Source organism: Enterococcus sp. AZ063 (assembly GCF_051715045.1).
Classification (GTDB): Bacteria; Bacillota; Bacilli; order Lactobacillales; family Enterococcaceae; genus Enterococcus_D; species Enterococcus_D casseliflavus.
In genome coordinates, this window is sequence record NZ_JBIOTA010000001.1 from 3006484 (window position 1) to 3020088 (window position 13605).

The window sequence follows — 13605 nt, forward strand, 5'->3', positions numbered from 1 at the left end:
AAGGAGGGAAAAGCCGATGGAATATACGATCAGTGCCTTAGCTAAACTGTCAGGAGTCAGCAGCCGTACCCTGCGGTATTATGATCAGATCAAGTTGTTACAACCGCAACGCACCAACTCAGCTGGTTACCGTATCTACGGGAGACAGGAAGTCGATCGCCTACAGCAGATTTTATATTTTAAGTCTTTTGGGCTGTCATTAGAAACAATCCGCGGAATCTTGGATGAGCCACAAGAATCGATCCAAACGGTCTTGTTGCAGCATTACCAACAGCTTTTACAAGAGCGAGCAGCCCTGGACAGTCTTTTGACCACCTTAGCGCAAACAATTGATTATTATGAAGGAGAAAAGACGATGACCGATCAAGAGAAATTCCGTTATTTTAAGGAACAAAAAATTCGTGAAAACGAAGCGAACTACGGTGCCGAATTACGAGAAGCCTACGGTGAGGAAATCATCGAACAAAGCAACCAAAAGTGGCAGCAGATGACCCAAGTCGATTATCAAGCACTGACCGACAACGAAAACCGCTTATTGCAGCTGATAAAAGAGCTATTGAATGAAAAGGAAGGGAAACGAATCCCTTCTGACAAAGCCGAAAAGGCTTTTGCTGCGCATCAAGCATGGCTTAAACAAGCAGCGCCCTTTTACTCAGCAGAATATCACCGATCTTTAGGGGAAATGTACGTTCAAGACGAGCGTTTTACCGCCTATTACGATCAAAAAGCAGGCGTCGGCAGCGCTCAGCTGTTGAAACAGATCATTGACCATTACACCAAATCCCATTAAAAAAACGATGCGCAAGCACTGCCCGCTCAGGGCACTGTTTGCGCATCGTTTCGTCTGTAGCTATCGTTTGATGAACTCATAGGGCATGCGATAGTTGCCGCTTTTTTCCATTACCGCCAATTGGACGGCAGTCTCCCCGCAAGCTTGCAAGTGATGATCGATCGTTGAAAGCTGCAGCAGCTCGCTGATGTATAGATTGTCCCGTCCAATCACGAGCCATTCTCCCGGCGCCTGCGACTGGATCCCAGCAGCAACATGATCCCCGTTGGTGAAAATCGCTTCGACTCCTTTATCTGCAAAATAAGCAGCCGCTTCTTTGCCATCTTCTTCCGTCAAACAATCCCAAAAAATCAAGTCTTCGGAAAAGGTCGAAAAATAGTCATGAGCCAAACGGACCGTGATTTTTGAATTGCTGCTGAGCTTGCGGCTACGTCCCAATGTCACACCGATTTTCTGGATGCCTTGTTCCTTAAAATACGTGAAGACCTCCTTGATCGATTCCTCTCGATCGATATAGGTGCAGCCGTCAGTCAAATACGAGATATTTTCACAAAACACGATGCGTCCGTATGAACGATAAGGCAATAAGGTTTCGATCGGATTCGCCCGCGAAGTAATGATCAAAGCATCAAAGCTTTTCGCCGCAAATTCTTGCAAATACGCTTCCTCTACTTGCGGATCATAGTTCGTGGCTAAAAGCGTCACCTTATAGCCACGAGCAAACGCTGCTGTCGTGATGCCGCTCAATAATCGATCAAAATAGGGATGATTGACAAACGGCAGGATCACGCCGATATTTTTGGTTTTGCCGACACTTAATGCCCGCGCCGTGTAATTCGGAATATAGTTGACCTCTTCCATGACAGCCAGGATCTTACGACGCTTTTCTTCACTGACATAAGGATTGTTATTAATGACTCGTGAAACCGTTGAGACCGAATAGCCGGTCAAGCGTGCAATATCCCGAATGTTTGCCATGACTCACTGCTCCTTAAACGAATAATTGTTCTTTCATATAGTCTATCACACTTAACCCACATGTATAAAATTCATAGTAATCGTTGTGATGGATAAATCCGATGCGCTGAGACCCGAAGTGTTCATCACACGTCAAGTGACTGATCTCATCCACAGGAATTTCTACTAACCGTTCTTGAAAGAACCCTTTGGGCTTCGTCAATACCAGTTGTTGTCCATCAAATGCCAACGTCACATAACAACATTCCGCACTATTTTTCTTCATGTATGTATTCATGTTTCCATCCCGCCTTCCTTTTTATAAATCAAGCATACTGTATGAAACGCGTCTCAGAGCAAGTCATTTGTTTCACTTTTTGACAAAAACCGATCGCCCTTCATGTGAATCACTTCGCATATTTTGCTTTTGTTGGTACAATAAAAAGAGAACAGTGCGAAAAAAAGCGCTATTTTTTAAGGAGGACCGCAAAGTGACATTAGAAGAAGCTTTTTTATTAGACACCTTGCGTTGCCGCTTCAAATTTTTAAGAGAAGAACGCGGATTGAGCCCAAAAGAAGTATGCCAGCATCTCGATGTGTCTTACCCCGATTACACCTTATACGAAGCAGGCGATCGCTTACCCGATGTATTGACGCTGCTACATGCAGCTTCCCTCTATAATGTTTCTGTCGATTACTTATTAGGACAGACAGAACGACCAGAACGGTATTTATGCTAACAATCGACTTTATCGAAAAAACGATCAAATGGTCGTTTTTTCTTTTGCCTCTTTCCCACTTTTCATCGATTAGCAACAATTGTTATCTAATCAAATGAAAAAAATCAAATCATGCGGTTCTTCTTGAAAAAAAATGATAGAATAAACCATCATACATAGAAGGAGTTCAAACAAACATGACCTATGCACTAGAACTAACCGATTTACGCAAAGTCTATGCTACCGGCGTTGAAGCGTTGCGGGGCATAAATTTGACGGTGGAAGAAGGCGACTTTTATGCCTTGTTAGGCCCAAACGGCGCTGGAAAGTCCACCACCATCGGCATTATCACCTCTCTTGTCAATAAATCTTCGGGAAGCGTCAAAGTCTTCGGCTACGATTTAGACAAAGAATTGGTCCAAGTCAAACAACAGATTGGTCTGGTTCCCCAAGAATTCAATTTCAATCCCTTTGAAACGGTCCAGCAGATCGTCGTCAATCAAGCTGGGTATTATGGTGTCCCCCGCAACGAGGCCATCAAGCGCAGCGAAAAATACTTGAAACAGTCGAATTTGTGGGAAAAACGCAATGTTCGTGCGCGGATGCTGTCGGGCGGGATGAAACGTCGTTTGATGATTGCTCGTGCCCTGATGCATGAACCGCGGCTATTGATTTTGGATGAACCGACGGCAGGTGTCGATATCGAATTGCGTCGGGAAATGTGGAGCTTTTTGCGGGAGCTGAACCAAAAGGGCACAACGATCATTTTGACGACCCATTATTTAGAAGAGGCGGAAATGCTTTGCCGCAACATCGGGATCATCCAATCTGGTGAACTGATCGAAAACACCAGCATGAAGTCCTTGTTGGCAAAACTGCAATTTGAAACCTTTCTTTTTGATATCGCACCGATTGAACAAGCACCAACGATCAATGGGTATCCGATCCAAATGGAAGATGAACAGACCATCGCTGTTGAAGTCGCTCGAGATCAAGGCGTCAACGATCTTTTTGCCCAATTCAGTCAGCAAGGGATCAATGTCCTCTCCATGCGCAACAAATCCAATCGCTTGGAAGAACTATTTTTGAAAATCACCGAAGAATCACACGAAGCGGAGGAAAACCATGTTTAGTCTTTATTTTACAGCCTTAAAAAGTTTAGCGGTCAAAGAGACCAACCGCTATTTACGGATTTGGGTGCAGACCCTCGTCCCACCCGTCATCACTACTTCCTTATACTTTATTATCTTTGGGAAAATGATAGGCAGCCGCATCGGCGAAATGGGCGGCTTTTCTTATATGGAATTTATCGTTCCTGGGCTGATCATGATGTCGACGATCACTAGTTCTTACTCTAACGTGTCATCTTCCTTCTTTTCACAGAAGTTTCAAAAAAACATTGAGGAACTCTTAGTGGCGCCGGTCCCTACCCACGTCATCATTTGGGGCTTTGTCTTTGGCGGACTTGGCCGTAGTATCTTGGTGGGCACATTGGTGACCATCATTTCCCTTTTCTTCGTCCCATTACATGTTTATTCTTGGGTCATCGTTGTCTTAACCCTTGTCATGACCGCCATCTTATTTTCATTAGCAGGGTTGCTAAATGGGATCTTCGCCCAATCATTTGACGATGTTTCCATCGTGCCAACCTTTGTTTTACAACCATTGACCTATCTTGGAGGCGTCTTTTACTCCATCAGCATGCTGCCGCCGATTTGGCAAACGATCTCCAAAGTCAATCCGATCGTGTATATGATCTCTGGTTTCCGTTACGGCTTTTTGGGCACCATCGATGTCCCGATTTTCCTATCCATCGGTATTTTGGTCTTGTTCATTGTCGTCTTATACAGCGTATGCTGGTACTTGATCCAAAAAGGTCGCGGGCTGCGTAGTTAATTGAACTTAAAATCTTTCTTGCATTTTCAAGACGATTTCCAGCGGAAATCGTCTTTTTTTTTATTATATTTAAAAATCTACGACTAGAGACTGATTTATTGACAACTATTTGTGATAACCTTAACTTAATAACTTTTTAAGAGGAGGAATGAAATGATTGTTTTAGAAGCACGAAACTTAACAAGGGTCTACGGAAAAGGCGAATCATCCTTCAATGCGTTAAAAGGAATTGATTTAAAAATCAGAGAAGGTGACTCAGTAGCAATCGTCGGAAAAAGCGGTTCCGGAAAATCTACATTGATGCATTTATTGGCGTTACTTGATCAACCCACTAGCGGAGAATTGTTCTTGATGGGTCAAAACGTCAAAGGAAAAAAAGCGTCGGAATTAAATCACTTACGAAATGAAACATTTGGCTTTGTTTTCCAACAATTCTTTATGAATGCTAAAGATACAGTCCATGAGAATGTCATGTTGCCATTAAAAATAAATGGCATGCGCCGCAGTCAACGAAAAAAATTGGTGGATGAAGCCTTACAAGCTGTCGAATTATCAGAAAAATCCAAAAATAAAGCAACCGATCTTTCTGGCGGTCAAAAACAGCGGGTCTGTATTGCCCGCGCCATCGTTAACAAACCCAAGATCATTTTTGCCGACGAACCGACTGGAAACCTTGATTCAGCGACTGGCCAAAAAGTTGAAGACCTTTTGTTCGGCCTCAATAAAAAAGAAAATATCACCTTAGTCATCGTCACTCACGATCCTGAGCTGGCTGATCGCTGTGATCGTCAGATCCATATCAAAGATGGTTTAGTGATTGAGTAGGTAGAAAAATGAAACTAATCGATTTAGTAAAATCTTCTGCAGGAAATCTCTTACGCAACAAAGGTCGAACACTTCTAACGATCATCGCAATCTTTATTGGGTCTTTTACGATCTACTTAACACTGGGGATTAATACCGGCGTCAATAATTATATGGATCTGCAGCTAGAAACTGTTGGCAATGATCAGCTCTTAGCCGTCTATAAATCAGATGGGACTGGCAACATGGTTCCGGGCAGCAATTTAAAAGAATACGATCCAGAAAAAAATACCGCTGAGGCAAGTATGATCACTCCAAAGGATATCGAACAAATAGAAACAATTGACCATATCCAACGAGTGGAACCAATCGCGGCTTTAACACTTGATTATATTCAAGGACTAACTGATTCAAAATATCAACTAAACGCCATGGGCTCAGCTGGTGTTGATTTAGATTTAGAGGCGGGGCGACAAATCAATAATGAAACAGACGCATATGAGATCGTCCTTGATCAAGAATATATCGAACCACTAGGTTTTAAAAATGCTCAAGATGCATTGGAAAAAAAAGTCGTTCTCGGAGTTTCTGCTCAAGCGACTGGCGAACAAGAAACTGTGACCGCCAAAGTCGTTGGAGTGCGTAACTTTAGTTTTATCCAAGCAGGCATGACCATTTTGAACCAAGCATTAAGCCAGCACGTGCAAACAATCGCCGAAAAGGGATTACCAGAAAACTTAAAAAATCAATCATTTGCAGCACAAGCCTATCTAGAGGATGGCCTGTCCAACACAAAAATCGATACGATCAAAAAAGAATTGCGTGAACTCGGGTTTCAAGGTATGACGATCGAAGATGAAATCAATATGTTCCGACTGGTCATCAACGCTATCACTGGGGTTCTTACACTCTTTGGCGCTATCTCATTGCTTGCCGCTAGCTTTGGTATCATCAATACACTTTATATGTCAGTTCAAGATCGTACCCGTGAGATTGGATTGATGAAAGCATTAGGCATGAGCCGCAGCAAGGTTTTTCTCACCTTCAGTTTCGAAGCGCTTTTGATTGGTTTCTTTGGCGCCCTCACCGGAATTCTCGCCGCTTATGGTTTAGGAAATGTCATCAACGATTACGCTGCGAACACCTTCCTAGAAGAATTGACTGGCTTTGAATTGATCGGCTTTTCTTGGTCGAACACGCTGACTGTTATGGGTGTCATCCTATTAATCGCCTTTTTAGCCGGCACATTGCCTGCTAACCGCGCAGGTAAACTAGATCCAATCCAAGCTTTGCGCTATGAGTAAAAAAATAGTTACTGGACAAACAAAAAAGATGAACTTCGTTGACGAAGCTCATCTTTTTTCTTTTATTAGGCATTCAAAACGACTTTTTCCAGTAATGCACCGGCTTGGTGTCTGCCTTCTAAATCAGTACTTCCAGAAAATTGTTGCACGCGATCCATGTTGGTGATCAAAACGATCACCATGGTTTCTTTGCCTTGCTGCTTGATAAACGGCAGATCCATTTGTGCCAGTTTGGTTTGCGGAGTTACTTGCTCCCCAGCTTTGACAAAGACTTCAAAGCCTTGACCGCCAAGGGAAACTGTATCGATCCCCATGTGCACAAGAACTTCAACGCCGTTTTGGGTTTTGATCCCGACGGCATGTTTTGAAGGGAACACAGTGGTGACTTCGCCACTGACTGGTGCAAAGATTTGGCCATCTTGTGACTCGATGGCATAGCCTTCTCCCATCATTTTCGTTGAAAAAACTTCATCTGGTACATCTTCTAATGGGACGTATTCACCATGGGTCACGGCATGCAGATCCACTTCGTTGGTGTAACGATCGCCTTCTGCTGCTTGATTTGGTACCAAGAACCAGCTCATGGCAAAAGATAAGCCGATCGCCAAGATGATCCCTAGAACGGCGTAGATAAAGTATTCCCCGATATAGGCTGGCAAACTAAAGATACTTGAAAGAATGTACCCATAAATACGAACACCGAAGAAACTGATGAAGGCAGAAGCCACAGAACTACCGACTGTTGCTGCGATAAAGGCTTTTTTATACTTCGACAAAATCCCGAATAACGCAGGTTCTGTGATCCCTAACAAGCCTGAAACCGCCGACGATAGAATGATCGATTTTTCTTCTTTGGTTTTGACTTTGAAATAAATAGCTGCTGTTGCGCCGGTGATTGCCATATTTGCCATAAACATCATTGGCATCAGCATATCATATCCTTGATTCGCAAAGTTTTGCAAAGCGATCGGGGTCATGGCATGATGCAGTCCCGTGAAGATTGCGATTGGTCGAATCGCCCCTACCACGATTCCTGCTAAGACAGGCGAGATAGTGAATAATCCAGCCACGCCAGCAGCCAATAAGTTTCCTAGATGGATACTGATTGGGCCAATGACCGTTAATGTCAAGATACCAGCGACAAACAACGAAATCGTCGGTGTAAACACGGTACGCAGCACTTGTGGTAAGAGTTTATCGACCCAACGGTAAATATAACTGAGCGCCAGCACGGCAAAGATAATGGGAATCACTGTCCCTGCATAGTTAAAGACGGGTACTGGCAATACGCCGAACAAACGAAAGGCGGAAATGCTCCCTTCGGCTACCGCATTGGTCATCGTTGGAAATTGCAGCGTTGCCGCGATTGCGATCGCTAAATATTGATTGGTTTTAAAAATCCGAGCGGCAGAAGCAGCAACAAAAAATGGCAAGAATGTGAATACGCCGCTCGCAATCATGTCGATCACTAAATAGGTATCTGTTTGATTTGAGATGACATTCAATGCCACCAATCCAGCCATCAATCCTTTGATCATTCCTGCGCCAGCGATAGCTGGAACGATCGGACCAAAAACGCCAGAAACGGTATCCATAAATAAGGAAACGGCTCCTTTTTTCTCTGATGTTCCCCCTTGGTTCGCTTCATCAAGACCTAATTCTTTTGCTAAAGGTGCATAATAATCAGCAACATCCGTTCCTATCACTACTTGCAGCTGATTGCTTTGATATTTTGTTCCTACGACTTTGGGTGTTTTTTCTAACGCCGCATAGTCGACTTTTTTCTCATCCTTTAAATCAAAACGCAAGCGAGTCATACAGTGCCATGCATTGTTGATATTGTCTGATCCGCCAACATCTTTAATGATCTGTTTTACGATGTCTTCTTTGGTCATTTTTTTTCCCCCTGTTGTTTGCTAACGGTCCTGATCCTTTTGACGGGCGCCCTTTCAGGTGTTTCCGTTTTCACACACATAGTAGCATGCTCACACAGACTTGTAAAACCAGTCCTTTTTTGATAAAACCAGAATAAAAACGCTATATATCAACGTTTTATTATAAAACAGGCAAAAATTGGACTGGTTTTATGGTGTATATCCAGTTTTTATTAGACCAAATTGACAGCGGTTGCCAAGCATGTTTCAATGGCTATAGCAACTAGAGACAAAAATTGGAGTGAATGAAATGACACCAACGATCATCACCGACGTCAAAGCCTTTGCGATCAAACCTGATCGTCATAACCTTGTTGTCGTTAAAGTAGAAACGAACAAAGGCGTATCTGGGTTAGGTTGCGCAACCTTCCAGTTTCGCCCACTAGCCGTAAAAACCGTCGTTGACGAGTATTTACGCCCCCTCTTACTTGGCCGCGATGCCAATCAAATCGAAGATCTTTGGCAAGTGATGAATGTCAATTCTTACTGGCGGAATGGTCCGATCACCAACAATGCCATCTCAGGAGTCGACATGGCTTTATGGGACATCAAGGGACAATTAGCCGATATGCCATTGTATCAACTGTTAGGTGGAAAAGCGCGTACGGCGATTCCCGCCTATACCCATGCCGTGGCAGATAATCTCGAAGACCTTTATCAAGAAATCGATCGCTTCTTGGCTGAGGGCTATCGCTATATCCGTTGCCAATTAGGCTTTTATGGTGGAAATCCTAGCCAACTGCAAACACCCGATCAGCCCATCGCTGGTTCCTATTTTGATCAAACAGACTACATGGACACAACACTGAAAATGTTTGCTGCGATCCAAGAACGATACGGCAATCAATTTCAAATGCTGCATGACGTGCATGAACGGTTGCATCCAAACCAAGCGATTCAATTTGCAAAAGCCGCTGAGCCTTTCAATCTCTTTTTCCTAGAAGATATTTTGCCGCCGGATCAAAACAAGTGGTTGCAGCAACTCCGCAGCCAGTCGGCGACCCCGATCGCGACCGGCGAATTGTTCAATAATCCGATGGAATGGCAAGAGCTAGTCAAAAATCAACAGATTGACTTTATGCGTGCCCATGTCTCACAAATCGGTGGGATCACGCCAGCATTGAAATTGGCTCACTTCTGCGATGCGATGGGCATTCGGATCGCTTGGCACACGCCGTCTGATATCAGCCCTGTCGGCTTAGCCGTCAACACCCATCTAAATATCCATCTCCACAATGCCGCGATCCAAGAAACGATTGCGATCCCAGCAAATACACAGTCGGTCTTTGGTGGTAGCCCGCAACCTGAAAACGGCTATTTTTATCCCATCGAGAAAAGTGGGATCGGAATCACGTTCGATGAAGCAGCAGCTGCGGAATTCCCCGTGGTTTACCGTCCTCACGAATGGACCCAGAGCCGTACACCAGACGGCACTTTGATCACTCCTTAAACACAACAAAAGACATCCCCTGTCCAATCGACAGGGGATGTCTTTTGTTCTCTGTGGATAAAGACGACGCAACTGGCACATTTGCTTTCCTAAAAATCAATCGATGCGTGAGCGATGGATCTCACGGTCAAAGGGACGGATGTAGGTCACGGCATAATCAATGGCAACGATATTGCTGAACTCATACACGCGGCCGTCTTCTAAAATCGCCCGATTGCTGATCTGCATTGCCGGTGTTCCCCGCTTGCACAATAAAATACCCGATTGCGCGGTCGATGTGGTGATGGGGGTATAGCTTGTGATGTAGTGGGAAATGCGGTATCCGCAGCTTTCGACATAGCGTTGGATCGAGTGCTCCACGATTTCTTGTGTCAATTCAGGAAATAGGCTGACGGGCAATTTAGAGGTTTCCAGCTGTTCGATTTTATAATTGACGATCCGCACTCGTTCAAAGGTCCAGACTTCCTCGTCTGGGCCTATTTGGAAAATCTGCTGTTCATCCAACGTTGCTGCCGCCTTATTCAAGGAAATCATTTTGGAATGGATGCGGTCATAAGGGGTGCGGGTCAAGGAATTAAAGATCATTGGGTTTTTGACCCATTTTTCATGGATAAAAATCCCTGAACCTTGTACTACTTTGACGATCCCGATCTCTTCAAGGTTTTTGATTGCTTGCTGGATCGTAAACCGCGAGACGCCATAGGTTTGCGCAAGGGTTCTTTGGTTGGGTAATTTGCCGGCAGAAAATTCTTCCTGATAGATTTTACTCAACAGATCTTGCACGATAAATTCACGTTTTTTCATAATGGCTCCTTCATTTGAGCGGGAGCGATCTCGCTCATGGACCAACTGCAAGCCTTCATATCGATACGACCACTGGCTTTGAAGACCACCCCTTCATCGACGAGTGCTGCTTTTCGCACATTGGCAGAGGGACCAACTAAGACGCCATCTGCCCGCACGACTCGATGGGCAGGGACATCCTGAGGGCTCAAGCGCATCGCTCGACCGACTGCTCGCGCGCCGTTGATTTGTCCCAATTTCCACGCAATCTGACTATAGGAGACGACTTTACCAAAAGGGATCTGCCGCGCCAGCGCATAGACTTCTTCATAGAATGGATTCATACTGTTCGCTCCTTCTTTGATTCTTTCTATCATAGTACTGGATTCCCTGCCAATAGTAAATGAACAGACGCAACTTTAGCAATAGCCATACAAACACTCGATTCCTTCTCTAGCAAGCCAAGAACGAATCGAGTAGTCATTAGTTTGGAAAATCAAAGTAGGTTTTCGCATTGTGATAAGAGATATCTGCGACGATCTGCCCTAAATATATTTCATCTGCTGGCAGCTGTCCGTCTTCTACCCATTCACTGATCACCTGACACAAAATCCGCCGGAAATACTCGTGGCGTGGATAAGACAAAAAGCTGCGAGAATCCGTCAGCATGCCGACGAAGTTTCCAAGAATCCCGCCTTCTGCTAGGGTCGTCAACTGATGCCGCATACCAGAATACGTATCATTGAACCACCAAGCAGAGCCTAATTGCAGCTTGCCTTTGCTCTCTTCTTGGAACGCCCCCATCAGCGCAGTCAACACTGGATAATCTTTGGGGTTCAGTGAATACAAAATCGTCTTTGGCAGTAAGCTTTCCGCCTGAAGCTGCGCCAATGTCCGACTTAAGCCGCTCGCTAGACGGTCGTCCCCCATCGCATCACCGCCGCTATCAGGTCCTAGTTGTTGGAAAAGTTTTTGATTGTTGTTGCGCGTCGCCATCAGATGCAATTGCGCGGTCCAGCCTTGCTTTGCGTATTGGCGCATCAAGTCAATCAGCAAGCCGGTTTGAAACTGTCTGATTTCTTCATTAGTCAGTGTCCCAGTGGTCAAACGCTTCTGAAAAATCGCTTCAAGTGCAGCGGTATCGTAGGCTTCCTCTCCAAGACGTGACAGACTGTGATCTGCTAAACGACAGCCCCGTTGCTGGAAGTAGGAAATACGCACGGTCAATGCTTCAACCAGCGTTTGATAGCTAGTGATTTCTTTGCTCGCAGCTGCAGCCAATTGCTTAAGGTATGCTGGAAATTCTGAATTCTGTAGATTAATTGCTTTGTCAGGACGAAAGGTAGGAAACACAGCAAAGGATTCTTCTGCCAGCTTTTGATGATACGTCAACGAATCAATGGGATCATCCGTCGTACAGATCACCTCAACGGCCATCTTTTTGATCAGCCCTCGTGGTGAAAATTCCTTCGTCTGCAACTGTTGATTGGCTTTTTCCCAAATGCTTGCTGCATTGGCTAGTGTCAACCGCTCATCAATACCAAAGATTCGCTTCAATTCCAAATGGGTCCAGACATATAAGGGATTGCCAATGCAAGCCTCCAAGGTCTGCGCCCAAGCACAGAATTTTTCGTAGTCATCAGCATCGCCAGTGATCAAAGATTCTGCAACACCATTGGCTCGCATCAAGCGCCATTTGTAATGGTCCCCCGCCAGCCACGCTTGGGTCAGATTGGTGAAGTTTTGGTCTTCGAAAATCTCTTTCGGATCTAAATGACAATGGTAATCAATGATCGGCTGCTTTTTTGCATACCCATGGTATAACTCTTTGGCAAAGCTGTTTTTCAAAATAAAATCGTCAGTTAAAAACATTTCTTCGCTCCTTTTCTTAACGCCCCACGCTCTTGTCGATGGCTTCCCACAACCCTAATAAGTAGGAAGCGCCGATCGCCCGATCATATAAGCCATAGCCTGGACGTCCCGTTTCTCCCCAGATCATTCGCCCATGATCTGGTCGAATATAGCCGTCAAAGCCATTTTTGTACATCGCTTCTAGGATCTGATACATGTCTAACGAGCCTTCATAGGAGAGATGCGGTGCTTCATAAAAGTCTTTGTCATTGCCCAAGTATTGAATGTTACGAACATGGGCAAAAGGAATCCGATCCCGGCGACAAAACTCAGCCAAAATCTCATAGACATTATTGGCTGGGTCTTCGGCGATACTGCCAGTACAAAGTGTGATGCCATTTGACGGACTGTCGACCACGTTACAGACCCAATCCAGATCATCACGGTTTTTAACGATACGCGGCAGACCAAAAATCGAATAGGGAGGATCATCTGGATGAACAGCCATCTTGATGCCGACCTCTTCGCAGGTGGGAATGATGGCTTTTAGGAAATAAGCAAAGTTTTCTCTTAATTTGTCATCATCGACATCCTTATACGCAGCAAACAATTCTTTGACATGTGCCAAACGTTCTGGTTCCCAGCCTGGCAAGGTATAGCCAGAGCTTGACTCCTCAACTTCTTTGACGATCTCTTCTGGGTCTTTGTCGATCCCTGCTTTTTCAAATGCCATCGTAGAAGAACCATCGGCTAAGCGATAATCGAGATCCGTTTTGATCCAATCAAAAATCGGCATAAAATTATAGCAGATCACTTCGATCCCGTATGCTGCCAAATTACGAATCGTTTCTTTGTAGTTTTCGATATACAGGTCTCTCGAAGGCAAGCCAATCTTGATGTCATCATGAATATTGACACTTTCGATCACCTTCAGAGAAAGTCCAGCTGCTTCGACTTCTTCCACGAGCGCCTTGATCCGTTCTTTGGGCCAAACTGCCCCAGCAGGCAAATCAAAAAGTGTGCCGACGATGCCTTTCATCCCAGGAATTTGACGGATATCTGCTAACTTGATTTTATCGTATTCTTTTCCATACCAACGAAATGTCATTTCCATTTT

General features: G+C 44.7%; 14 protein-coding genes. 7 read left to right on the forward strand and 7 right to left on the reverse strand.

The window, feature by feature from the left end:
• The first annotated feature begins 16 nt into the window (after window positions 1–16).
• Window positions 17–790, forward strand: a complete 774-nt coding sequence (locus tag IGK61_RS14165) for a MerR family transcriptional regulator (protein WP_074535470.1) — start codon at window positions 17–19, stop codon at window positions 788–790.
• A gap of 60 nt (window positions 791–850) precedes the next feature.
• Here the strand turns inward: IGK61_RS14165 and IGK61_RS14170 are convergent, their stop codons facing one another.
• Together IGK61_RS14170 and IGK61_RS14175 are read right to left on the reverse strand one after the other, a co-directional pair.
• A complete protein-coding gene (locus IGK61_RS14170) occupies window positions 851–1768 on the reverse strand; it encodes a LacI family DNA-binding transcriptional regulator (protein ID WP_010749901.1) in 918 nt (305 codons plus the stop codon).
• A 13-nt stretch (window positions 1769–1781) separates the two neighbouring features.
• A complete protein-coding gene (locus IGK61_RS14175) occupies window positions 1782–2045 on the reverse strand; it encodes a hypothetical protein (protein WP_074535469.1) in 264 nt (87 codons plus the stop codon).
• 193 nt (window positions 2046–2238) lie between these two features.
• Here IGK61_RS14175 and IGK61_RS14180 point away from each other — a divergent pair, with 193 nt between their 5' ends.
• The 5 genes from IGK61_RS14180 (at window position 2239) to IGK61_RS14200 (ending at window position 6470) form a co-directional block, all read left to right on the forward strand.
• Complete coding sequence (locus IGK61_RS14180) at window positions 2239–2487, forward strand: helix-turn-helix domain-containing protein (protein WP_005234115.1); 249 nt, start codon at window positions 2239–2241, stop codon at window positions 2485–2487.
• A 176-nt stretch (window positions 2488–2663) separates the two neighbouring features.
• Window positions 2664–3599: an ABC transporter ATP-binding protein gene (locus IGK61_RS14185; RefSeq protein WP_074535468.1), complete on the forward strand. Its 936-nt coding sequence runs from the start codon at window positions 2664–2666 to the stop codon at window positions 3597–3599.
• Complete coding sequence (locus IGK61_RS14190) at window positions 3592–4362, forward strand: ABC transporter permease (RefSeq protein ID WP_005228499.1); 771 nt, start codon at window positions 3592–3594, stop codon at window positions 4360–4362. The genes IGK61_RS14185 and IGK61_RS14190 overlap by 8 nt, the downstream gene beginning before the upstream one ends.
• 153 nt (window positions 4363–4515) lie before the next feature.
• Entirely contained in the window at window positions 4516–5187 is a 672-nt protein-coding gene (locus IGK61_RS14195; protein WP_074535467.1) for an ABC transporter ATP-binding protein, read from the forward strand.
• Between the two features lie 8 nt (window positions 5188–5195).
• Complete coding sequence (locus tag IGK61_RS14200) at window positions 5196–6470, forward strand: ABC transporter permease (protein ID WP_438844953.1); 1275 nt, start codon at window positions 5196–5198, stop codon at window positions 6468–6470.
• A gap of 65 nt (window positions 6471–6535) precedes the next feature.
• Here IGK61_RS14200 and IGK61_RS14205 read toward each other — a convergent pair whose 3' ends face one another.
• Window positions 6536–8365 (reverse strand): glucose PTS transporter subunit IIA, encoded by a 1830-nt coding sequence (locus IGK61_RS14205; protein WP_074535466.1) that lies wholly within the window; start codon window positions 8363–8365, stop codon window positions 6536–6538.
• A 289-nt stretch (window positions 8366–8654) separates the two neighbouring features.
• Between IGK61_RS14205 and IGK61_RS14210 the strand changes: the two genes are divergently transcribed.
• The gene (locus tag IGK61_RS14210; RefSeq protein WP_005234111.1) at window positions 8655–9854 is read left to right on the forward strand and encodes an enolase C-terminal domain-like protein; all 1200 of its coding nucleotides are present in this window, start codon (window positions 8655–8657) and stop codon (window positions 9852–9854) included.
• A gap of 96 nt (window positions 9855–9950) precedes the next feature.
• On the opposite strand, the gene IGK61_RS14215 is transcribed toward IGK61_RS14210, so the two are convergent.
• From IGK61_RS14215 to uxuA, 4 genes are all read right to left on the reverse strand, one after another.
• Window positions 9951–10658: a GntR family transcriptional regulator gene (locus tag IGK61_RS14215; protein ID WP_005234110.1), complete on the reverse strand. Its 708-nt coding sequence runs from the start codon at window positions 10656–10658 to the stop codon at window positions 9951–9953.
• Window positions 10655–10981, reverse strand: a complete 327-nt coding sequence (locus tag IGK61_RS14220) for an MGMT family protein (RefSeq protein WP_005228493.1) — start codon at window positions 10979–10981, stop codon at window positions 10655–10657. Before IGK61_RS14220 ends, IGK61_RS14215 begins: the two co-directional genes overlap by 4 nt.
• A gap of 139 nt (window positions 10982–11120) precedes the next feature.
• The gene (gene uxaC / locus IGK61_RS14225) at window positions 11121–12509 is read right to left on the reverse strand and encodes a glucuronate isomerase (protein WP_074535465.1); all 1389 of its coding nucleotides are present in this window, start codon (window positions 12507–12509) and stop codon (window positions 11121–11123) included.
• 16 nt (window positions 12510–12525) lie between these two features.
• A complete protein-coding gene (gene uxuA, locus IGK61_RS14230; RefSeq protein WP_074535464.1) occupies window positions 12526–13602 on the reverse strand; it encodes a mannonate dehydratase in 1077 nt (358 codons plus the stop codon).
• Window positions 13603–13605 lie beyond the last annotated feature (3 nt).

What these genes read in the sequence shown, in the direction of transcription:
- IGK61_RS14165 (WP_074535470.1), top strand. Translation starts at nt 17, where the DNA reads ATGGAATATACGATCAGTGCCTTAGCTAAACTGTCAGGAGTCAGCAGC.
- IGK61_RS14170 (WP_010749901.1), bottom strand. Translation starts at nt 1,768, where the DNA reads ATGGCAAACATTCGGGATATTGCACGCTTGACCGGCTATTCGGTCTCA.
- IGK61_RS14175 (WP_074535469.1), bottom strand. Translation starts at nt 2,045, where the DNA reads ATGAATACATACATGAAGAAAAATAGTGCGGAATGTTGTTATGTGACG.
- IGK61_RS14185 (WP_074535468.1), top strand. Translation starts at nt 2,664, where the DNA reads ATGACCTATGCACTAGAACTAACCGATTTACGCAAAGTCTATGCTACC.
- IGK61_RS14190 (WP_005228499.1), top strand. Translation starts at nt 3,592, where the DNA reads ATGTTTAGTCTTTATTTTACAGCCTTAAAAAGTTTAGCGGTCAAAGAG.
- IGK61_RS14195 (WP_074535467.1), top strand. Translation starts at nt 4,516, where the DNA reads ATGATTGTTTTAGAAGCACGAAACTTAACAAGGGTCTACGGAAAAGGC.
- IGK61_RS14200 (WP_438844953.1), top strand. Translation starts at nt 5,196, where the DNA reads ATGAAACTAATCGATTTAGTAAAATCTTCTGCAGGAAATCTCTTACGC.
- IGK61_RS14205 (WP_074535466.1), bottom strand. Translation starts at nt 8,365, where the DNA reads ATGACCAAAGAAGACATCGTAAAACAGATCATTAAAGATGTTGGCGGA.
- IGK61_RS14210 (WP_005234111.1), top strand. Translation starts at nt 8,655, where the DNA reads ATGACACCAACGATCATCACCGACGTCAAAGCCTTTGCGATCAAACCT.
- IGK61_RS14215 (WP_005234110.1), bottom strand. Translation starts at nt 10,658, where the DNA reads ATGAAAAAACGTGAATTTATCGTGCAAGATCTGTTGAGTAAAATCTAT.
- IGK61_RS14220 (WP_005228493.1), bottom strand. Translation starts at nt 10,981, where the DNA reads ATGAATCCATTCTATGAAGAAGTCTATGCGCTGGCGCGGCAGATCCCT.
- uxaC (WP_074535465.1), bottom strand. Translation starts at nt 12,509, where the DNA reads ATGTTTTTAACTGACGATTTTATTTTGAAAAACAGCTTTGCCAAAGAG.
- uxuA (WP_074535464.1), bottom strand. Translation starts at nt 13,602, where the DNA reads ATGGAAATGACATTTCGTTGGTATGGAAAAGAATACGATAAAATCAAG.